Origin of the sequence: Variovorax sp. J22P240 (genome assembly GCF_030316855.1) — a bacterium.
Lineage (GTDB): Bacteria > Pseudomonadota > Gammaproteobacteria > Burkholderiales > Burkholderiaceae_C > Variovorax.
This window is the reverse complement of record NZ_JASZYR010000012.1, coordinates 51,579-71,344: the sequence shown is the minus strand read 5'-3', so window position 1 is coordinate 71,344 and position 19,766 is coordinate 51,579. Positions and strand designations below refer to the sequence as shown.

20 protein-coding genes are annotated in these 19,766 nt (G+C 65.7%); 13 read left to right on the top strand and 7 right to left on the bottom strand.

The window, feature by feature from the left end:
- Window positions 1-32: 32 nt before the first annotated feature.
- The 6 genes from QTI24_RS23610 (at window position 33) to QTI24_RS23585 (ending at window position 5,881) form a co-directional block, all read left to right on the top strand.
- Window positions 33-272: an acyl carrier protein gene (locus QTI24_RS23610; RefSeq protein WP_286603759.1), complete on the top strand. Its 240-nt coding sequence runs from the start codon at window positions 33-35 to the stop codon at window positions 270-272.
- Window positions 269-1,471: a beta-ketoacyl-[acyl-carrier-protein] synthase family protein gene (locus QTI24_RS23605; RefSeq protein WP_286603758.1), complete on the top strand. Its 1,203-nt coding sequence runs from the start codon at window positions 269-271 to the stop codon at window positions 1,469-1,471. The genes QTI24_RS23610 and QTI24_RS23605 overlap by 4 nt, the downstream gene beginning before the upstream one ends.
- A gap of 72 nt (window positions 1,472-1,543) precedes the next feature.
- Complete coding sequence (locus tag QTI24_RS23600; protein ID WP_286603757.1) at window positions 1,544-2,071, top strand: DUF4136 domain-containing protein; 528 nt, start codon at window positions 1,544-1,546, stop codon at window positions 2,069-2,071.
- 267 nt (window positions 2,072-2,338) lie between these two features.
- Window positions 2,339-4,123, top strand: coding sequence for an ABC transporter ATP-binding protein (locus QTI24_RS23595; RefSeq protein WP_286603756.1), 1,785 nt, complete (start codon window positions 2,339-2,341; stop codon window positions 4,121-4,123).
- Window positions 4,124-4,130: 7 nt separating this feature from the next.
- Window positions 4,131-5,147, top strand: coding sequence for a phospholipase D-like domain-containing protein (locus tag QTI24_RS23590; protein WP_286603755.1), 1,017 nt, complete (start codon window positions 4,131-4,133; stop codon window positions 5,145-5,147).
- Between the two features lie 14 nt (window positions 5,148-5,161).
- Window positions 5,162-5,881, top strand: coding sequence for a hypothetical protein (locus QTI24_RS23585; protein WP_286603754.1), 720 nt, complete (start codon window positions 5,162-5,164; stop codon window positions 5,879-5,881).
- Window positions 5,882-5,897: 16 nt separating this feature from the next.
- Here QTI24_RS23585 and QTI24_RS23580 read toward each other — a convergent pair whose 3' ends face one another.
- The 3 genes from QTI24_RS23580 to QTI24_RS23570 are packed head-to-tail and all read right to left on the bottom strand — an operon-like array spanning window position 5,898 to window position 9,497.
- Window positions 5,898-7,730, bottom strand: a complete 1,833-nt coding sequence (locus QTI24_RS23580; protein WP_286603753.1) for an IlvD/Edd family dehydratase — start codon at window positions 7,728-7,730, stop codon at window positions 5,898-5,900.
- Window positions 7,730-8,746, bottom strand: a complete 1,017-nt coding sequence (gene denD / locus QTI24_RS23575) for a D-erythronate dehydrogenase (protein ID WP_286603752.1) — start codon at window positions 8,744-8,746, stop codon at window positions 7,730-7,732. The genes QTI24_RS23580 and denD overlap by 1 nt, the downstream gene beginning before the upstream one ends.
- Window positions 8,747-8,756: 10 nt before the next feature.
- On the bottom strand, window positions 8,757-9,497 hold the full coding sequence (locus QTI24_RS23570; RefSeq protein ID WP_286603874.1) for a FadR/GntR family transcriptional regulator: 741 nt from the start codon (window positions 9,495-9,497) through the stop codon (window positions 8,757-8,759).
- Window positions 9,498-9,728: 231 nt separating this feature from the next.
- On the opposite strand from QTI24_RS23570, the gene QTI24_RS23565 reads away from it, so the two are divergent.
- The 4 genes from QTI24_RS23565 to QTI24_RS23550 are packed head-to-tail and all read left to right on the top strand — an operon-like array spanning window position 9,729 to window position 13,972.
- Entirely contained in the window at window positions 9,729-10,802 is a 1,074-nt protein-coding gene (locus tag QTI24_RS23565) for an ABC transporter ATP-binding protein (protein ID WP_286603750.1), read from the top strand.
- Between the two features lie 35 nt (window positions 10,803-10,837).
- A complete protein-coding gene (locus tag QTI24_RS23560) occupies window positions 10,838-12,166 on the top strand; it encodes an ABC transporter substrate-binding protein (RefSeq protein ID WP_286603748.1) in 1,329 nt (442 codons plus the stop codon).
- A gap of 19 nt (window positions 12,167-12,185) precedes the next feature.
- The gene (locus tag QTI24_RS23555) at window positions 12,186-13,097 is read left to right on the top strand and encodes a carbohydrate ABC transporter permease (protein WP_286603747.1); all 912 of its coding nucleotides are present in this window, start codon (window positions 12,186-12,188) and stop codon (window positions 13,095-13,097) included.
- The gene (locus tag QTI24_RS23550) at window positions 13,094-13,972 is read left to right on the top strand and encodes a carbohydrate ABC transporter permease (protein WP_286603746.1); all 879 of its coding nucleotides are present in this window, start codon (window positions 13,094-13,096) and stop codon (window positions 13,970-13,972) included. Before QTI24_RS23555 ends, QTI24_RS23550 begins: the two co-directional genes overlap by 4 nt.
- Here the strand turns inward: QTI24_RS23550 and QTI24_RS23545 are convergent.
- Entirely contained in the window at window positions 13,962-15,125 is a 1,164-nt protein-coding gene (locus tag QTI24_RS23545) for a class I SAM-dependent methyltransferase (protein ID WP_286603745.1), read from the bottom strand. The two genes, QTI24_RS23550 and QTI24_RS23545, sit on opposite strands and share 11 nt — an antisense overlap.
- Here QTI24_RS23545 and QTI24_RS23540 point away from each other — a divergent pair.
- The 3 genes from QTI24_RS23540 (at window position 15,120) to QTI24_RS23530 (ending at window position 16,830) form a co-directional block, all read left to right on the top strand.
- Window positions 15,120-15,545, top strand: coding sequence for a DUF3016 domain-containing protein (locus tag QTI24_RS23540; protein ID WP_286603744.1), 426 nt, complete (start codon window positions 15,120-15,122; stop codon window positions 15,543-15,545). The genes QTI24_RS23545 and QTI24_RS23540 overlap by 6 nt on opposite strands.
- Before the next feature lie 67 nt (window positions 15,546-15,612).
- Window positions 15,613-15,975 carry an SPW repeat protein gene (locus QTI24_RS23535; RefSeq protein WP_286603743.1) on the top strand — a complete coding sequence of 121 codons (363 nt, stop codon included), beginning with the start codon at window positions 15,613-15,615 and terminating at the stop codon, window positions 15,973-15,975.
- Window positions 15,976-16,161: 186 nt separating this feature from the next.
- Window positions 16,162-16,830: a glutathione S-transferase family protein gene (locus tag QTI24_RS23530; protein WP_286603742.1), complete on the top strand. Its 669-nt coding sequence runs from the start codon at window positions 16,162-16,164 to the stop codon at window positions 16,828-16,830.
- Window positions 16,831-17,211: 381 nt separating this feature from the next.
- Here QTI24_RS23530 and QTI24_RS23525 read toward each other — a convergent pair whose 3' ends face one another.
- The 3 genes from QTI24_RS23525 to QTI24_RS23515 form a co-directional block, all read right to left on the bottom strand.
- A complete protein-coding gene (locus tag QTI24_RS23525; protein ID WP_286603740.1) occupies window positions 17,212-17,418 on the bottom strand; it encodes a hypothetical protein in 207 nt (68 codons plus the stop codon).
- 622 nt (window positions 17,419-18,040) lie between these two features.
- Window positions 18,041-19,366 (bottom strand): ferredoxin reductase family protein, encoded by a 1,326-nt coding sequence (locus QTI24_RS23520; RefSeq protein WP_286603738.1) that lies wholly within the window; start codon window positions 19,364-19,366, stop codon window positions 18,041-18,043.
- A gap of 8 nt (window positions 19,367-19,374) precedes the next feature.
- Window positions 19,375-19,713, bottom strand: a complete 339-nt coding sequence (locus QTI24_RS23515; RefSeq protein ID WP_286603737.1) for a hypothetical protein — start codon at window positions 19,711-19,713, stop codon at window positions 19,375-19,377.
- Window positions 19,714-19,766 lie beyond the last annotated feature (53 nt).

The window sequence follows — 19,766 nt, the reverse complement described above, 5'->3', positions numbered from 1 at the left end:
CGGTGGCCAGAACGACACCGGATACCCGCACCATGAGTTCGCTGAAGGAATTGCAGGACCTGATCCACGAGAAGTACGGCATCGAAGCCTCGGAGCTCGACCCTCAGGCCTCCATGCGCGAAAAAGGATTCGACTCGCTGGCGCTGGCCGAGTTCGTGTTCGCGATCGAGGACCGCTTCGCCATCACGGTCCCTGACGACGACCCGAACATCGACACGCTGGCCCAACTGGCCGCCGTGGTCGACAAGGTCAGGGCGGCGCAAACAACGTGAGCCGGGTCGCCGTCACCGGACTGGGCGTGATGGCACCGCACGGCGACGAACCCCGTTTGCTGTTCGAGGCCCTCCTGCGCGGGGAATCGGCGCTCGGGCCGATCTTTCCCGAGTTGCCCAGGCCGGCCGCGGCAGCGACGGTGGCCTTCGACGAATCACGCTGGTTCACCAAGCTGCAGCTCGCAGGCGTCGATCGAGTGAGCCAGCTTGCGGTGGCCGCTGCCGACCTCGCGATGCGCGATGCCGGCATCCACGGCGACTTCGATCCGGAGCGCATCGGTGTCTACGCCGGATGTGGCATGGGCGGCGCGGCGGCGCTCGATGCGGCCTACCGCGGCGGTGGACGCGTCCCGCCGCTGACCATTCCCGCCTTCATGCCCAATGCGCCGGCCTCGCACGTGGCGATGCGCCAGGGCGCCCAGGGTCCCGTGCTCACCTACTCGGTGGCCTGCGCCTCGTCGGCCATCGCGATCGCCGAGGCCGCCAAGGCGGTGCAGCGCGGCGAGGTTGACGTAGCCATCGCGGGCGGCAGCGAGGCCCTCATCGTTCCAGGCGTCGTGCTCGCGTGGCAGGCCATGCAGACGCTCGCCAGCTTTGCGCCCGGCGAAGAGGCGACGGCGGTCCGTCCGTTCGCGAGCGATCGCAATGGTTTCGCGCTCGGTGAGGGCGCCGCGTTCCTCGTTCTCGAATCGGCCGATCGAGCCCGCCGGCGCGGCGCACGGATCTACGCCACCCTCGATGGCTGGGGGCAAAGCTGCGACGCCACTCACCTGACCAAGCCCGATGCGCACGGCCAGGCACGTGCGCTGCGCCAGGCCCTGCGCCAAGCCGGTCTTCAGCCCCGGGACGTGGGCTATTGCAACGCCCATGGCACCGCCACACGCATCGGCGACATGGTCGAGCGCGATGCACTCGCGCAAGTGTGGGGAGATGAACTCGAGCACCTGAGGGTCAGTTCCACCAAGGCGTTGCACGGCCACCTGCTGGGCGCCGGCGGTGCACTCGAAGCGGTGATCACGGTGCTCGCGCTGCATCGCCGGGAGTTGCCTCCCAACGGACATCGCGGCGAAGTGGACCCGGCTTGCAGCCTCAATCTGGTTCCGGAATCCGGCGCCGCCGCACCCGGACTCGAAGCCGCGATCAGTAGTTCGTTCGCCTTCGGCGGAACGAACGCCGTACTGTTGTTCGGCCGCGCCTGAGCACCGCTAAACTGACTTCGACGTTGCAGATCGCTCGTCAGCCAACTTTCATCAACAGCCTCTGGAGTCAACATGATGGGACGATTTGCTGCGCTGGGATTTGCCGTGTTCCTGTCGGCTTGCGCGAGCACGCCGACGAGTGTCAAGACCGATTTCGACCCCGGCACGAACTTCGCCCGCTTCCGCACCTACAGCTGGATAGCGAGGCCGGAGGGTGTCGCTTCGCCGCTGGTGCAGCAGCGCATCGTCGACGGCGTCGATTCGCGCCTGCAGCGCAACGGATGGAAGCTCGTACCCAACGGCGACGTGCACGTTGCCGCGCGGGTCACCACCTCGGAGCGGCAGACCGCGAACACCTCCAGTGTCGGCTACATCGGTTGGGGCGGCTTCGGCCCTCCCGCGACGGGGGCGCGGGTCGACACCTATGAAGTGGGCACTCTGGTGGTCGACATGTACGACGGCTCGCGCAAGCAGGCGATCTGGCGCGGCTCGGCGAGCGGAACGCTGGACAGCGATACCGCCAGGATGACGGCCCTGCTGCAAGCGGCGCTCGACAAGATGTTTGCGGGCTTCCCGCCGGGTGGCGCGCCGGCGAAATGACCTGACGCGGGTTCCGTGGCCTCGTCGGGATAGGTGGCACTACGTACGTGCTAGGTAAGTGCGCGGACCGCTTTCGCGCGCGCGTTCCGCGCCTACCATTCGTCGGAAGGCCCGCGACCGGGCCATCGGATGGTCCATCGCATGTCCCAACCCATTCCCCCCGTCCCGCCCGTGTCCACGGAAGCGGGAACTGCGCCGGAACGGACGGCAGCGTCCGCGAGTTCCGGCCAACGCGCAGAGCAATCGCAAAAGCAGGAAATGCGACGCATGGTGTTTGGCCTGGTCAAGCCCTACCGCGGCTGGCTGGCCATCGTGCTCGCCGCGATGGTGGTCGAGATTCTCATGAGTCTGGCATCGCCCTGGCCGCTCAAGCTGGTGCTCGACGATGCGCTGGGCAACCACCACCTGCCCCCGTGGCTCGAATGGGCGCACCAACTCGGCATCGGCCGGCACACGCTCGGCGTGGCGCTCTTCGCCGGTATCGCGACCCTGATGATCGCCGTTATCGGCGGCATCGCCACCTACATCGACAACTACTACACCACCAGCATCGGGCAGTACGTTGCCAACGACCTCCGCCTGCGAATCTACGAGCACCTGCACCGGCTGTCGCTCGGCTACTACGACAACGCCAAGACCGGCTCACTGATGTCCACCATCACCAGCGATGTCTCGACGGTGCAGAGCTTCGCCTCCTCCTCGACCCTCGGCATCCTGGTCGACGTCGTGACGATCGTCTTCATGCTCGGCTTGATGATCTGGCTCGATTGGGACTTCACCCTCATCGCGATCGCGGTGATGCCTTTCCTGCTGCTGTTCGTCTTTCGCTTCAAGAAGGCGGTGAAGGAGGTCACGCGCGAGGTGCGCCTGCGCCAGAGCGAGATCGTCGCCGTCGTTCAGGAAGGGCTGGGCCAGGTGCGCGCGGTCAAGGCATTCGGCCGGCAGGATCTCGAAGTGACCCACATGGAAGCTGCGAGCCTGGCCTCCACCGAGGCCGCATTGCGCGCCCGCCGCATCAAGTCTCTGCTCTCACCGGTGGTTGCGGTGGTGGTGGCGCTGTGCACCGGCATCGTGCTCTGGAAAGGCACCGCGCTGATCGTCGCCGGCACCATGACGGCGGGTGCGTTGACGGTGTACCTGGCCTATCTGAGCAAGTTCTTCAAGCCGGTGAAGGACCTCGCCAGCATGGCCAGCACGATCGCCCAGACCACCGTCGCACTGGAGCGGATCCAGAAGATCCTCAGCGCCGACAACATCATCCACGAGCGTCCGGACGCCACGGAGCCGGGTCGAACCCGCGGCGAGATCACCTTCGAGCACGTGGCCTTCGGCTACGGCGACGAGCCGCTGGTGCTGCGCGATGTCTCCTTCAACATCAAGCCGGGCCAGGTGGTGGGTATCGTCGGGCCGACGGGCAGCGGCAAATCGACGGTGGTGAGCCTGATGCCGCGCTTCTACGACCCGAAGGGCGGGCGGGTGCTGATCGACGGCGTCGATATTGCCAGCCACAAGCTCTCGGGCCTGCGCTCGCAGATCGGCTTCGTGCTGCAGGAGACGGTGCTTTTCCGCGGCACCATCGGCGAGAACATCGCCTATGGCAAGCCCGGCGCGAGCAGGGAAGAAATCATTGCCGCCGCCAAGCTCGCCAACGCCGACGAGTTCATCAGCCGCATGCCGCACGGCTACGACTCGCTGGTCGGGGAGCGCGGCGACACGCTCTCGGGCGGCCAGCGCCAGCGCATCGGGATCGCGCGTGCCGTGATCCGCAACAGCCCGATCATGATCCTCGACGAGCCGACCGCGGCGCTCGACACCGAATCCGAGCGCCTCGTCATCGAGGGGCTGGAGCGGCTGATGCAGGGCCGCACCGTGATCATGATCGCGCACCGCCTCAGCACCCTGCGCAACGCTGACAAGATCATCGTGCTGAAGGACGGCATCGTGGTCGAGGAAGGCACCAACGACGAACTGGTCGCGCTCGGCGGCGTCTATGCCGAACTGCACCGCATTCAGTATGAAAACCCGGCCGCCCCTGCGGCTGCTTCTGCCTGAGGCCATCATGTCCCATCGTCTGATCGTTCTGCCCGACGACACCGCCAAGCCCATCCTCGACGCCATCAACGCGGCCAAGGATGCCCTGCAGATCCGGATGTTCCTGTTCACCGACGAAACCTTGCTGTCGGCGGTGATCGCCGCCAAGCAGCGCGGCGTGAAAGTGCGCGTGATGCTGAATCCGGCGCGTCGCAGCGGGGAAAGCGAGAACGAGGAAGCGCGCAAGGCATTGATCGATGCCGGCATCGAAGTGCGCGACAGCAACCCGAAGTTCGATCTCACGCACCAGAAATCGATGGTGGTCGATCATCAGGTCGGCTTTGTCGAGTCGCTCAACTGGGAGCCCAGGGACCTGACCGAGACGCGCGACTACGCGGTCATCACCACCCATGACCTCGAAACGAAGGAAATGGTGGCCTGCTTCGATGCCGACTGGGAGCAGCAGGACTTCAAGCCGCACCCGGAGTCGCCGCTGATCTGGTGTCCGGACAACGGCCGCGTGCGTGTCGCGGCATTCATCGACGGGGCGAAGCATTCGCTCTGGGTGCAGAACGAGCGTTACCAGGACACCGTCATCATCGAGCGCCTGGTGCGCGCCGCGACGCGGGGTGTCAAGGTTCACATCCTGACCAAGCCGCCGCATTCGCTCAAGGCGGAAAAGCTGATCGAAGGGGTCGGCGGCCTGCGCATCCTGCAGGACGTGGGCGCCAAGGTTCACACGATGAAGCACCTCAAGCTGCATGCCAAGATGATGCTTGCCGATGGCAAGCGCGCGATCGTCGGCTCGATCAATCTGGCGCCGGGCAGCTTCGACGGCCGTCGCGAGTTGGCCATCGAGACCGACCATGCCGGCACCGTGCAGCGGCTGGAGGAAACGGCGCGCGCCGATTGGGAACTGTCGCACCGCATCGATCTCAGCGACGAGGGGCTGATGAAGGATCTCGCGAAGCGCGAACTCGATCCCGCCAAACTGGTGCTGGACGGCAGCGCGTCCCGCGAGAAGAAGCACAAGTCCAAGGGCTGACTCCGAAGGCATCGATGGCCGTCGCACCGTCATTGAAAGCGTGGTCGGGTGCGCTGCTCGCTGCGGTCGCCTCGGCATGCGTCGCACCGGCGGCGCTGGCAACTGGCGGCGCCGAGTACGCGCTGCGCTGGGCGCCAGCCGACGGCGGCCCCGGCAGCATCGAAGAAGTTGCCACCCTGCTGCGGCTCCCGGCGGGAAAGCACGAGAAGTTCGAGGTCCGCTATTTCTCCACCGCGCAGGCCTCCGACCTGCCGCCGGGCGCCAGCGTCATCGTGCGAGAGCGCAGCAGCGGCTCCAAGACCGAATCGATGTACAAGCTCCGCAGTGCCGCGCCCTTGCAGGGCAATGAAGTGGGCACCGCCTTGCGCTGCGCCTTCCCGGCGGCAACCAAGCGCAAGAGCGAGGTGGATGTCGGCTGGACGGCCGAGGGCGCTCTCAAGAAAAACTATTCATACAGCTGCACGGCCGACGGCCTTGTCCGCACCGTCGCGCCGCCGGGCTTCGAGGCGCGGCCGACCGGCTGCAGCAGCAAGGTGCTGCGGATGGAGGCCAAGGACGTCAAGATCGAACGCTGGAGCTTGCCGGGCGGCGCACTGGCACTGGAGGTTTCGTGGAACGGCGAGGACACCCCCAAGGACCTGCGCCGATTCACCACTCGGGTCGCGCAGCCCTTGCTCGCCCGCGGCGTCAGGCCGCTGCAGGAGAGCAAGACCGAGTTGGGGAGCCGATGCTGACGATGCTCGCGCGGCCCTAGTGGTTGTCCCGCGGAATCCCGAAGGTCGCGTGAATCTTCTGGTACTTCACCGCAGGCTTCAGGACCATTCCTTCGGACAGCTCATCGACGATGCCGCGCTGGATTTCCTGCCACGGCGTCTGGCTCGCCGGGTACGGATAGCCGCCCGCAGCCTCCAGCCTGGCGCGGCGCTTGGCCAGTTCCTCATCGGACACCAGCATGTTCGCCGTGCGCTTCTTCAGGTCGATGCGTACGCGATCGCCCGTTTGCACCAGCGCCAGTCCGCCGCCGGTCGCCGCTTCGGGTGAGGCATTGAGGATCGACGGCGAGCCCGAGGTGCCCGATTGCCGGCCGTCGCCGATGCAGGGCAGGGCCGTGATGCCCTTCTTGAGGAGGTACGACGGCGCGCGCATGTTGACCACCTCGGCCGCGCCCGGATAGCCGACGGGCCCGACACCACGCATGAAGAGCACGCTCTTAGGGTCGATCTTCATCTTCGGGTCGTCGATGCGGCGGTGATAGTCCTCGGGGCCGTCAAAGACGATGGCGGTGCCCTCGAAGGCCATCGGGTCCTTCGGGTCCTCGAGGTAGCGCGAATGGAATTCCGGCGTGATCACGCTGGTCTTCATGATCGCGGAATCGAACAGGTTGCCCTTGAGGTTGAGGAAGCCGGCGTTCTTCTTCATCGGCTTCGCATACGGGAAGATCACCTTGCGGTCGCTGGTGAACTGGCCTTCGCAGTTCTCGACGAGCGTCTTGCCGTTGGCGGTGAGGGCTGGCTTGATCTTGCCCTGCGCGATCAGCTCGGCGACCACTGCAGGCACACCGCCCGCGCGGTAATAGTCTTCGCCGAGGTACTCGCCCGCCGGCTGCAGATTGACGATCAGCGGAATCTTGTAGCCGTGCTTTTCCCAGTCGTCCGCCGTCAGCTCGACGCCGACATGGCGCGCGATGGCGATCAGGTGCACCGGTGCGTTGGTCGAGCCGCCGAGCGCGGAGTTCACGACGATCGCGTTCTCGAATGCGGCGCGGGTGAGGATGTCCGAAGGCTTCAGGTTCTCGCGGACCATCTCCACGATGCGCTTGCCGGTCAAATAGGCCATCTCCTGGCGGTCGCGGTAGGGCGCCGGAATGGCGGCACTGCCCGGCAGCGTCATGCCCAGTGCCTCGGCGAGGGAGTTCATCGTCGACGCCGTGCCCATGGTGTTGCAGTGCCCGGTGGACGGTGCGGACGATGCGACCAGCTTCAGGAATTCCTGATAGCCGATCTTCCCCGCCGCCATCATCTCGCGCGCGCGCCAGACGATGGTGCCCGAGCCAGTGCGTTCGCCCTCGTACCAGCCGTTGAGCATCGGCCCCGAGTTGAGCGCGATCGCCGGAATGTCCACCGTCGCGGCGGCCATGAGTTGGGCCGGCGTGGTCTTGTCGCAACCGGTTGTCAGCACCACGCCGTCGATCGGATAGCCGTACAGCACTTCGACCAGCGACAGGTATTGCAGGTTGCGGTCGAGCGCGGCAGTGGGGCGCTTGCAGGTTTCCTGGATGGGATGGATCGGAAACTCGAAGGCGATCCCGCCCGCATCCCGAATGCCCTCGCGCGTGCGCTCGGCCAGCACCAGATGATGGCGATTGCAGGGTGCGATGTCCGAACCGGTCTGCGCGATGCCGATGATCGGCCGGCCCGACTGCAACTCGTCGAAGCCGAGGCCGAAGTTCATCGTGCGCTCCAGGTAGAGCGCGGTCATGTCGGCGTTGGCCGGATTGTCGAACCAGGCTTGGGAGCGCAATGCCAGCGCGCCCTTGGGTGCGTTCTTGGCCTTGTTCTTTGTCTTCTTGCTTGTGGGTTTCATCAGGACATTCCCTTCAGGGTCTCGCTAGCATTTGGCAGGGCCGCGCAGTCGTCGATGTACTGCTGGACGATGTCGGCGAAGTTGTCATGCGGATGCAGCCCGAGCCGCGCGGCGCGTGCGGCCGACGCGCCACTCGGCCAGTTGGCCACGATGCCGGCGATGCGCTCGTCGCGCTCGAAGCGAACGCGGGCGCGTACGGCCGGGCCCGCCACCTTTTCGAGTGCATCGAGCATGTCGCTGACACGCACGTTGAGCGCCGGCAGATTGAGCGCGGTGCGGCCGCAGAAAGCATCGCGGCTGGATTCGTAGACGGCGATCAATCCATCGACCGTGCGCGACGGCGACGACACCGGATGCGACACGTCGGGTGAAACGGGGCAGATCGAGTCCACGCCCGCCAAGGGCTCGCGGATGATGCCGCTGAAGAAGGACGACGCTGCGCCGTTCGGCCTGCCGGGGCGCACGGTCACGGTCATGAGCCGCGCGGCACGGCCGTCGACGTAGCCCTTGCGCGTGTAGTCGGCAATGAGGTGCTCGCAGATCAGCTTCTGCGTGCCGTAGGACGTCTGCGGCGCGGGCAGGGTGTCGTCGGCCACGATCTTCGGCAGCGGCACGGCCGGGTCGGGCCCGAACACCGCGACCGAACTGGAGAACACCACGCGCGGCACTTTGCCGCCGGCATTGACGTGCGCCCGGATGGCATCGAGCAGCGCACGCGTGCTGTCGAGATTCGAGCGCAGGCCCAGGTCGAAATCGAGCTCGCATTCGCCGGAGACGGCAGACGCCAGGTGGAAAACGCCATCGAAGGGCTCTTCGCGCAGCGCGTCGGTCTGCGCAAGCAGGGGTCCGGTGCGCGCTTCGACGCGCGCATCGGCGAGCAGGTCGGCCGGCGGTGGGGCGATATCGGTCAGGACGAGGCGATCGATGCGCTCGCCCGCCAAGATGCCGCGCTTCAGCAGCGCGCGTGCGAGGCGCGCGCCGACGAATCCCCCGCCCCCGGTGATCATGAGTTTCATGGAGTCTCCTTCATTGCTTGCGAGGTCGTGGGGTGGAAGAGACCGCAGCGCGCACGGCCCTGGCCGCTGCCTGCCGACGGCGGCCATCGATGATGCCGCCTTCGACAAGCCGCTGCTCTCCGCGGATCAGATGTTCATTTGCACGAAGTCGCGCCGCGACGGGGTCGTGCGCGGCAATGGCCTCGAAGATGGCGCGGTGCTCGCCCTGCACCGCAGTCATGAAGTCGATGCGCCGGGCTTCATTGCCGCGCGTGATGCGCATGCCTTCGCGCAGGTATTGCTCCAGGAAGCCGAGCAGCAGCCGGAACTGCGGGTTGCCGGTCGATTCGCCAATCACGCGGTGGAAGGCCAGGTCCTCGGCGACGCCGTCGCGGCCGTCCGCCACGGCCTCGTCGATGGCCTTGAGCGCCCGGCGCAATGCCGCGATCTGCGCGCGGGTGGCCCGCTCGGCGGCCAGCGCGGCGATCTCGCCTTCGAGCACGCGCCGCACCTCGACCACGTGGACGACGGCCTGCACGGAGGTCAGCACGGTCGGGTCGAAGGCCAGGGGCAGGTTGACCGGCCGCGGCGCCACGTAGACGCCCGAGCCCTGGCGCGACTGCACCATTCCCTTGGACTTGAGTTGATGCACGGCCTCGCGGACCACCGTGCGCGAGACGCCGTGCGCCGAGGCCAGTTGCTGCTCGGTCGGCAGCCGATCGCCGGGCTGCAGGGTACCGGACTCGATCTGAGCGCTCAACAGCGCCGCCAACCGATCCGACAGCCGATCGACGATCAACTGCAGGGGCTGGGATGGGGCCGAAGTCCGGACGGCGGTGGAGGAAGTGAGCTCGGTTATCAGGTCATCATACAAATTTACGGGGGTTAATGCGTACCGGTTTGCCCTGATGCGCGGGTTTGTCGCAATGCCAATACTCCGCGGTTGCGACGTGGAGCCTTCCGTGTCGTTGCGTCGACCCGCGAACTTTCAGGACTTCAGTGCATGGCCAGTGTCACGATCCAGGCAGTCAAGAAGAACTTCGGTGATGTGCCCATCCTCCACGGGGTGGACATCGACATCAAGGACGGCTCCTTTACCGTGCTGGTGGGCCCGTCGGGTTGCGGCAAGTCGACGCTGCTGCGCATGATCGCCGGACTGGAGGAGATCAACGGCGGCGAAATCCGCATCGGCGACAAGCGCGTCAACGACCTGCCGCCGAAGGAGCGGGACATCGCGATGGTGTTCCAGAACTACGCGCTGTATCCGCACATGACGGTGCGCGACAACATGGCCTTCGCACTGGCGCTGGCAAAGACCGACAAGCCAACCATTGAGGCCAAAGTGGGCCGCGCGGCGGAGATCCTCGCGCTCACGCCGCTGCTGGAGCGCTATCCGCGCCAGCTCTCGGGTGGCCAGCGGCAGCGGGTGGCGATGGGCCGGGCCATCGTGCGCGACCCACAGGTCTTCCTATTCGACGAACCGTTGTCCAACCTCGACGCCAAGCTGCGCGTGGCGATGCGCAGCGAGATCAAGGAACTACACCAGCGCCTGAAGACCACGTCGATCTACGTCACGCACGACCAGATCGAGGCCATGACCATGGGCGACAAGATCGTGGTGATGCGCGACGGCCGCATCGAGCAGACGGGCAGCCCGCTCGAGCTGTACGACCATCCGTCCAACCAGTTCGTCGCCGGCTTCATCGGCTCGCCGGCCATGAACTTCCTGCCGGGCACGCTGCGGCGCAGTGCCGGCGCGGCGAAGGTCGAACTGGCGGACGGCACGCACCTCGATGCTCCATTGCTTGCGGGCGGCGTCGACGGCCAGCCCGTCGTCTATGGCACCCGCCCCGAGCACCTGAGCCTATCGGACAACGGCGGCATACCCGCAAGAGTGGTCGTGCTGGAACCGACCGGCATGGACACCTTCGTCGCATGCCGTCACGAAGGCGCCGAGATCTCGGCGGTCTTCCGCGAGCGCTACGACTTCGCACCGGGCAGCACGATTCGCCTGCAGCCCGACCTTCAGCGAGCGCACCTTTTCGACGCAGGCACCGGCCAGCGGCTGGTGGCTTGAGTTTCTTTCTGGCCGTTCAACAACAGGAGACATGAATGAGTGACTTCAATCGCCGCAAGATTCTGAAAAGTTCGGCCGGGATTGCCGCCGCTGCCTCGCTCGGCGTCGGCACCGCGATCTTCTCGCCGCTGGCGAATGCCCAGACGCTGACTTTCAAGCCCGAGAAGGGCGCCAAGCTGCGCGTGCTGCGCTGGAGCCGCTTCGTGCAGGGCGACATCGACGCCTACATGGCGAACGTCAAGAGGTTCACCGAGACCACCGGCGTCGAGGTGCGCGTCGACAACGAAGGCTGGGAAGACGTGCGGCCGAAGGCGGCCGTCGCAGCGAATACCGGTGCCGGCCCGGACATCATCCTGTCCACCAACGACGACGCGAACCTGTATCCGGACAAGCTGCTCGACGTCACAGACCTCGCCGAATACCTCGGCAAGAAATACGGCGGCTGGTATCCGGCTGCCGAGATGTTCATGCGGCCGGACGGCAAGAAGTGGATCGGCCTGGCGCTGGGCGCATCCGGCTCGCTGATCGTCTATCGCGAGAGCATGGTCAAGGCGGCAGGCTTCGACAAGTTTCCGACGAACACCGACGACTTTCTCAAGCTCTACAAGGCGATGAAGGACAAGGGCACCCCCGGCGGCATGGCGCTCGGCAACGCGACCGGTGACAGCGTGTGGACCAACTGGCTCATCTGGTCCTTCGGCGGCAAGCTGGTCGACAAGAACAACAAGGTGGTGATCGACAGCCCCGAGACGCTCAAGGCACTGGAATACGCCAAGGAGCTCTATGCCAACTTCATCCCCGGCACGCTGTCGTGGCTGGACCCGAACAACAACAAGGCCTTCCTCGACGGGCAGATCGGCGTCACCAACAACGGCATCTCGATCTACTACACCGCCAAGAACTCGTCCGATCCGAAGGTCAAGGAGATGGCCGCCGACATCAACCACGCCGTGTTCCCCGTCGGGCCGGTGGGCGTGCCGACCGAGTCGCATCTGTTCTTCAACCAGATGATCATGAAGTACACCAAGTACCCGCAGGCCTCCAAGGAGTTCCTGCGCTTCATGATGGAGCGCCCGCAGTTCGACGACTGGCTCAAGGGGGGCGGCGGCTATGTCGCGCAGCCGTTGCGCGCCTACGAGGCGAACCCGATCTGGACGTCGGATCCGAAGAACACGCCCTACCGTGACTCGGTCAAGAACCTGCGTCCGGCAGGCTACGAGGGCAAGCTGGGCTACGCATCGGCCGGCGCTGCAGCCGACTTCATCATTCCCAACATGGTGGCCGAGGCAGCGAGCGGCTCCAAGACGCCCAAGGAAGCGGCGGAGCGCGCTCAAAAACGCGCCGAGCGTTACTACAAGGTTTGAAGCCTTCCGACGGGACTCGATGACCACGCGACTGGCCAAGCTCCAGAACAGCCGCAACGCCCTCGGCTTCATGTTCATGTTGCCGGCGGCGGTGCTGTTGCTGCTGTTTCTCACCTATCCGCTCGGGCTCGGCACCTGGCTGGGCTTCACCGACGCCAAGGTCGGCCGGCCGGGCGAGTGGATCGGGCTGGAGAACTACCAGTTCCTCTGGAACGACGCCGTCACGCGGCTGGCCTTGTTCAATACGCTCTTCTACACGGCAGTGGCGAGCGTGTTCAAGTTCTTCCTCGGCTTGTGGCTGGCGGTGCTGCTGAACAAGAACATCCGCTTCAAGACCTTCTTCCGCGCCGTCATCCTTCTGCCCTACATCGTGCCCACCGCGCTGTCGGCGATCGCGTTCTGGTGGATCTACGACTCCCAGTTCTCGATCATCAGCTGGGCGCTGATGAGGATGGGGTTGATCGACAAGTACATCGACTTTCTGGGCGATCCGTGGAATGCGCGCTTCGCTGTCATCGCCGCCAACGTGTGGCGCGGCGTGCCCTTCGTCGCCATCACCTTGCTCGCGGGCCTGCAGACCATCTCGCCGTCGTACTACGAGGCATCGGCCATCGATGGCGCGACGCCGTGGCAGCAGTTCCGCCACGTGACGATGCCGCTGCTCACGCCGATCATCGCGGTGGTGATGACTTTTTCGGTGCTGTTCACCTTCACCGACTTCCAGTTGATCTACGTCATCACGCGCGGCGGGCCGCTCAATGCGACGCACTTGATGGCGACGCTTTCCTTCCAGCGCGCCATCTCGGGCGGTGCCCTGGGCGAAGGCGCGGCCATCGCGATTGCGATGGTGCCTTTCCTGCTGGCCTGCATCATGTTCAGCTTCTTTGGCCTCCAGCGGCGGGCGTGGCAACAGGGGGGATCTGACAAATGAGCACGAAGCCCGGCCAGATCGACGTTGTCGGCATGAGCTATCTGGAGACCGTGCCGCGCAAGGCGATCACGGTGTACCTGCCGCTGCTCGTGTTTCTCATCGTGCTGCTGTTCCCGTTCTACTGGATGGCGATCACCTCGGTGAAGCCCGAAGCCGAACTGCTGTCGCGCGAAGGCAATCCCTTCTGGGTGATCGGGCCGACGCTCGCGCACTTCCACAAACTGCTCTTCGACACTGCCTATCCGGAATGGCTCTGGAACACCGTGCTGGTCTCCGTGGTCTCCACCTTCTTCTCGCTGGCGGCGTCGGTGTTCGCTGCCTATGCCATCGAGCGGCTGCGCTTCAGGGGCTCGCGCCAGACCGGGCTCGCGATCTTCCTGGCCTATCTGGTGCCGCCGTCGATCCTGTTCATTCCGTTGGCGAACGTAGTCTTCAACCTCGGCCTCTTCGACACGCGCCTGGCGCTGATCCTGACCTATCCGACCTTCCTGATTCCCTTCTGCACCTGGCTGCTGATGGGCTACTTCCGCTCGATACCGGCCGAGCTGGAGGAGTGCGCGCTGATCGACGGTGCCAGCCGCTGGCAGATTCTCGTGAAGATCGTGCTGCCGCTCGCAGTGCCCGGGCTGATCTCGGCCGGCATCTTCGCCTTCACGCTGTCGTGGAATGAATTCATCTACGCACTGACCTTCGTCTCGTCGTCCGAGATCAAGACGCTGCCCGTGGGCGTGGTGACCGAACTGGTGCAGGGCGACGTCTACCAGTGGGGCCCGCTGATGGCCGGCGCGCTGCTGGGGTCGTTGCCGGTGGCCTTCATCTACTCGTTCTTCGTCGAGTACTACGTCTCGGGCCTGACGGGCTCCGTCAAGGAGTAGGGGCAGGGGAAGGGCCGGACACAGCCCTGCGCTTCGTCGCGAGCACGATGAGCGACAGGGGCGCCACCTCGGTGTCTTCCAGCACGGCCTCGCGACGACCCGGTGCCGTCCCGGCCGTCGGCTCGCCCAGTTTCTCGATCGCGAAACCGGCGCCGACGACAAGGTCGATCCACTGACTGAGCGTCCGATGGAAGATGGGCGTCTGGAACGGCGCGACCTTCTGCCGCTGCTTCCTGGACAGCATCGAGAACCACCAGGTGTCCACTCTTCCCGTCGTCGTTGCGAAGTAGTCGCCGATCTCGATGGCGCGCGTCTTGCCATTGCGCCGGCGCAGCACCTTGCGATGCGGCGGCACAAAACAGGGATGAAGAATGGAAAACTGGAGAAAACCGCCGGACCGCAGCACCCGGTTCGCTTCCCGCAAGGCGCGCTGAGGGTCGGGCATGTCCATCAGCGACATGAAGGCCGTGACGAAATCGAAGGACTCTTCAACGAAGGGCAGCGCCATGCCGTCGCCGACGCGGAATTCGATGCCCAGCGGATCCTTGCACTCAGTCTCCTGCGCATGCCGGACGAAGGTCGGGGCGATGTCGACCGCCATCATCTTTGCGCCGCGCCGCGCGAGTTGCCGTGTATTGGAGCCTTCGCCGCATCCGACGTCCAGGCCTTCCCGCCCCTGGATGGCCGGCAACTGGGCCATGAAGGCGGGCGTGTTGACCGCATCGCGAAAGATGTCGAAGCCGCTGCGGGCCTGCCGGGTCCAGGCTTCGGCGTTGGCTTCCCAATGTCTGGCTACGTCGGTTGAATCCAAGGCGCGTTCCCTTTCAGAGGGTGGGGTCTGTGTGTCTCCGTTCGCCGGTGGCCACGCATTGCGCCGCGTGTTGGTGGCTGGGCCGGTGATGATGTCCAGACTATTGGGAAGTCCGGGGATGACGACGTCATCCTCCAAAGTGTGGACGGTGTCGTTTACTTTGTTTCGCACTGTCTGCGCGTTTGTACGGAACCCTTGCGCTTGCGACCTGTCAGAGGGAGGCTGAACTTCAAGAAGGAGGGCGCCATGTCCAGCCCCTTCAGTTTCGCGGCCGTCGCGATGCTTGCCACGTGCGCCAGCGTCGCTGCACATTCGGCGGATCTGTCCGTCGTCTTCGTGCATCCGGAAACCTTCAGGGATGCCATCTACTCGCGCCCGTATGGCGGCGAGCAGGAGCGCGCACCGGTGCTGCGCGATATCGAGCGCCACCTGAGGCAGCTCGCCGATCGCGGTCTCCCGCCGGGCGATTCGCTGCGTATCGAGGTGCTCGACATCGACCTTGCCGGCTGGTTCGAGCCTTTCCGGTATCGCACGTACCCCGATATCCGCATCCTGCGCGAAGTTACTTGGCCGCGCATCCAATTGCGCTACACGCTGACGCGCGGCGACCAACTGCTGTCGAGCGCGGAGGAGCGAGTGTCCGACCTGAACTATCTGATGACCGTCAACCGCTATCCGGTCGGCGACCGCCTGCGCTACGAGAAGGCGATGCTGGACGACTGGTTCGACCGGCGAATCGTCAAGCCGGCGGAACACGGCTGATCCTGCGTAATCCAACCAATTGCCGCTTGGCGCGCTCCGCGGTCTGTCCGGCGGCAGGAGGTGTGTCATGAAGCGACTGAAGCATTGGCAGGATGTGGTCAATGCCCTGCTGGGGGTATGGGTTGTTCTATCGCCCTGGGCGCTGGGCTTTCAGGACGTGGTGGCGCCCACGGCCAACGCCGTGTTGGTGGGCGTGGCGCTCATTGCGGCCGCGCTGGGCGCGATGATCGTGCCGCGCGCCTGGGAGGAATGGACCGAATGCGCGCTGGGCGTGTGGCTGGTGATCTCTCCCTGGGTTCTCGGTTTCAGCGCGCTGCAAGTGGCGATGCTGGCCGCGGTATTCAGCGGCATCGTGATCGCTGCGCTGGCGCTCTGGACGCTGTACACCGACAAGGACTACAGCAGCAGCTGGCAACGGCCAGTCCACTGAGCCTGCGACGGGCACTTCGCCGGCCAGCCCGCCGGCGTCGCCCCCCGGCCGAGCGACGCGTGCATCGCACGCCGGCCGCAATTGATGACCAGCGCGATGAGGCCATCGGGGACGCGCCGTCGAGCCTGCGGCCGCGCCCAAATCCTACAAAGGGTCTGAGCGTGCAGGGGTAGGTTAGGGTTCATCATGACCACTTCCGCGTTCACCCTCTACGGCGCCCCGGGCTCCGGCGCAACGCCTGTGTACGCCGCATTGAGCTTGATCGGCGTGCCCGTGAAGCTGGTGGACGTTGCCCCTTGGGAGGGCGACTCGGAGCGCGAGAAGCTGGACCCGGTCAATCCGATGCGGCAGGTCCCGGTGCTGGTTCTGCCTTCGGGAGAAATCATGACCGAGAGCGCGGCGATCCTGATTTGGCTTGGCGACCGATACCCCGAGGCCGCCCTGGCGCCTCGTCCCGACGACCCATCGCGCGCGCAGTATCTGCGATGGATGGCATTCGTCTCCGGGGCCATTTACGCGATGTACTGGGTGCGGGACGATCCGTCCCGGCTCGCCGACTCGCCGGATGCAGAGGCCGTCGTTGCGGAGCGGAGTGCAGAACGTATCGCGCAGTGCTGGCGGATCATGGACGCGCAGATGCCTCACGGGCCGCGCTACCTGCTGGGCGATCGCCTCAGCGTGCTGGACTTGTATGTGACGGTGGTCTCGCGCTGGCAGCCTCGCCGCCTGCGCTTCTACCGGGAGGCCCCGCGAATGGCGGAGGTCGTCAGGCGAGTCGATGCGGAGCCGCGCCTCGTGGAATCGTGGGAGGCGCGCTACCCGTTCACGGCCGGCTGGGAGAAGGACGGGCCTTGAACTTGCTGGACCTCGTGCAATGGCCTGCTTTCGCTGTCTCTCGCTATCGGCATCGGTAAACCAATAGCCGCCGGACGCGCAGCGTAGGAAGTTGCTGACATACAGCGCGCGGCAGTCGTGCAAAAAGAGAGTTTCGCTGTCTTTCAGGGGGTTGATGTCAATGTCGGAGTCGGTCGTTTGTAGCGCCTGCGGAAGCCCCAACCGGGCGAAAGCCAAGTTCTGCACCGGATGCGCGCGTCCCTTGCCCGGCTTCGAGCCGTCCGGGCCGTCCGCGCTCGACCCTGTGATGTCGCATCGCCCGGCTTCCGGCGCGTCGGCGCGAGGCAACGCGGCCGTGCCGGTGCTGCCTGCGGAGACGGCAGCCTTCTGGCTGAAAGCGGGTTACTGGGGCATCGCCATGATCGTCGGCTTCACGTTGTGGTGCCTGTACGTCACGAACAGGCCTGGTGCGCCGCCACTGAAAGCGGAGATCATGGGCTTGCTGGCTCCGGTCATGAGCATGTTGCCGAGTTCGTCGGCACCTGCAGCGCCGGCGCCCCCAGTTGCCGACGGCACGGCACCGGCGGCAATCCGGCCCGACGAGTCCACGTCGCCCCTCCATGCCTTGCTTCCGGGGCGCGGCGCCGCAGGCGGCTCTTCTGAATCGTCCTCACCGCCTGCCGAACAGCCTGTTGCCATCACGCCGAGCGTCAGGACCGAGGCTCGCCCCACTGCGCGTACTTCGAAGGGAAGCTCCTATGCGGGCAGAGCCCGCCGGGATCGCGACGACGACCCACCCATCAGCGCAGTGGCACCACCGCTCGAGCGTCGTAGCGGGGAGCCTGACCCCGGTCCGCCGATCGCCGCCGGTCCTGGCCCGTTGTACGACTATTCGCGTTTGCCGCTCGGCGCACCGGTTGCCGCTGGCAGCAGTCCGGCGCTGCCCAGGCAGGCAGTCCCGGATCCGGGGCCGCCGATCGTTCCCGGACCTGGACCGAGGTACGAGCCCGTGCGCGCACCTCCCCAGGCCTCCTCTTTGCCGAGCAATGATCCGGGCCCGCCGATTGCCGTCGGCCCGGGCCCTCTGGTGAACTATTCGACGCGCGGGGCGGGGACGCGATAACTACGATCCGCTCGATCGCCAGAACGCGAACGCGATCGAGACGAACACCACGACGATGCCTGTGGCGAGGGCCAGCCGGTCGGCGAACAAGCGGCGCATCGGAACCTCCTAGACGAAGCTGTAGCGCTCCGAGTGGTATTTGGAGAGGGGCACCTTCATCTCGCCGAGCGCCGCTTCGATGGCATCCATCATCACGTTCGGGCCGCAGATGAAGTACTCGTGGTCGGCATAGCCCGGCGGGAGGTGGCGCCTGAAAATCTCGGCGTTGATGTAGCCGCTATCGCCGACCCAGCCCTCCGGAGGCAGCGAGAGCACATGCACCACCGTGAGGTCGATGCGCTTCTGCAGCGCCTCCAGTTCCTCGCGAAAGGTCACGGACTCCCAATCCTTGCTGCCGTAGAGCAGGATCAACGGTCGCTTGTCGCCGCGGTCGACCAGCGTGCGGATCATGCTCACCATCGGCGTGATGCCGATGCCGCCCGCGATCAGCACGTGCATGTCCGCCGGATTGCCGATGGTGAAGGCGCCGTAGGGCCCGTCGAGGTACACGCGCTGGCCGACCGGCACCTTGGCGATCGCGCTCGTGAAGTCGCCGAGGTTGCGGATCGTCATCTCGACGCGGCCATCGTCGACCTCCGCGCTCGACGAGAACGAGAACGGGTGCCCGGTGATCTTGAACGGGCTTCCCCACAGCGTCAGCCAGCCGAACTGGCCGGGCCTGAAGCGGAAGCCTGGATGGCCTTCGGGCCGCATCACCAGCGTCGTGGTGTCGCCGCGTTCCTGGCGCACCTCCGCCACGCGGTACGGCCGGCGCAACATGAAGAGCGGCTTGACGAGGCGCACATAGAGCAGCAGGCCGATCCAGAAGATCGTCATGCCGATCCACAAGGCGCGCTTCCACGGATCCGCAAGGTAGAAGCCCCATCCCACCATGTGGACCAGCCCGCCGCCGACAGCGACCACTGCGAGCACGATGTGGGCGATGTGCCACAACTCGTAGCTGATCTTCAGACGGGTGCGCCACAGGGCCATGATCACCAGCGTGATCAGAGAGCCGATGGAGATCACCGCGAAGACCGCGCCAAGTGGCACGTCCCGGAGCGACTCGGGCGGTGCGAGCTTCTCGGATCCGGCCGCAATCAGGATGAGCGGATGCACCACCACCAACCCGACCGCGATCAGCGAGATGCGGCGATGGAAGTGGTAAATGACGTCCTCGCCCCACGGGTCGGTGACGTGGCGGAAGCGCGCCGTCAGGCCGAACTGCAGGCCCATCATCGCCAACCCCGAGTAGCCGAGCGCGACCGAGAACTCCGTCCAGAAATTGCGGCTCGGTGGCAGAGCCCCCGTGAGCAGCGCGAGCAGCGGAGCCAGGATGAATAGCAGATAGATCACGGACCACACGGCTTTGCGCACGAGATCGCGAAAAGGCATGGGTCACCTCAAATGCATGTGGTGAGCAGCAGCGGGGGCCCGAGGGCGAGCACCCCACTGGCGAAGGCGGCAATGGTCGCCCAGACGATGGCGTCGTGCAGGAAGCTGCCGGTCTTGTCCGTCGCGGGGTCGGGCGATCCCTTGGCGAACTTGCCCCACATCCATCCGATCACGGCCAGGTGCGCGAGGAACACGATGACGAGGCTCCAGCGCAGCGCGCCGGCTGGCCAGCCAAAGGCGCAGCCGATGGCGTGCAGCGCGTAGAGGATCACGAGCGCGATGCACCAGACGACGAAGCCGGCCGCGAGCCACCAGAGACGCCGCGGCGGAACCCATACGGCGCTCATTGGACAACCTCCGTGCTTCGCACTGCGGTGCGAGCTTGCTTGGAGCGGTCCGG

Bases quoted from the DNA above. Each gene is read 5' to 3' on its own strand.
- QTI24_RS23610 (WP_286603759.1), top strand. From the start codon at position 33: ATGAGTTCGCTGAAGGAATTGCAGGACCTGATCCACGAGAAGTACGGC.
- QTI24_RS23600 (WP_286603757.1), top strand. From the start codon at position 1,544: ATGATGGGACGATTTGCTGCGCTGGGATTTGCCGTGTTCCTGTCGGCT.
- QTI24_RS23595 (WP_286603756.1), top strand. From the start codon at position 2,339: ATGGTGTTTGGCCTGGTCAAGCCCTACCGCGGCTGGCTGGCCATCGTG.
- QTI24_RS23590 (WP_286603755.1), top strand. From the start codon at position 4,131: ATGTCCCATCGTCTGATCGTTCTGCCCGACGACACCGCCAAGCCCATC.
- QTI24_RS23585 (WP_286603754.1), top strand. From the start codon at position 5,162: ATGGCCGTCGCACCGTCATTGAAAGCGTGGTCGGGTGCGCTGCTCGCT.
- QTI24_RS23580 (WP_286603753.1), bottom strand. From the start codon at position 7,730: ATGAAACCCACAAGCAAGAAGACAAAGAACAAGGCCAAGAACGCACCC.
- denD (WP_286603752.1), bottom strand. From the start codon at position 8,746: ATGAAACTCATGATCACCGGGGGCGGGGGATTCGTCGGCGCGCGCCTC.
- QTI24_RS23565 (WP_286603750.1), top strand. From the start codon at position 9,729: ATGGCCAGTGTCACGATCCAGGCAGTCAAGAAGAACTTCGGTGATGTG.
- QTI24_RS23560 (WP_286603748.1), top strand. From the start codon at position 10,838: ATGAGTGACTTCAATCGCCGCAAGATTCTGAAAAGTTCGGCCGGGATT.
- QTI24_RS23555 (WP_286603747.1), top strand. From the start codon at position 12,186: ATGACCACGCGACTGGCCAAGCTCCAGAACAGCCGCAACGCCCTCGGC.
- QTI24_RS23550 (WP_286603746.1), top strand. From the start codon at position 13,094: ATGAGCACGAAGCCCGGCCAGATCGACGTTGTCGGCATGAGCTATCTG.
- QTI24_RS23545 (WP_286603745.1), bottom strand. From the start codon at position 15,125: ATGCACGAAGACGACGGACAGATCCGCCGAATGTGCAGCGACGCTGGC.
- QTI24_RS23535 (WP_286603743.1), top strand. From the start codon at position 15,613: ATGAAGCGACTGAAGCATTGGCAGGATGTGGTCAATGCCCTGCTGGGG.
- QTI24_RS23530 (WP_286603742.1), top strand. From the start codon at position 16,162: ATGACCACTTCCGCGTTCACCCTCTACGGCGCCCCGGGCTCCGGCGCA.
- QTI24_RS23520 (WP_286603738.1), bottom strand. From the start codon at position 19,366: ATGCCTTTTCGCGATCTCGTGCGCAAAGCCGTGTGGTCCGTGATCTAT.
- QTI24_RS23515 (WP_286603737.1), bottom strand. From the start codon at position 19,713: ATGAGCGCCGTATGGGTTCCGCCGCGGCGTCTCTGGTGGCTCGCGGCC.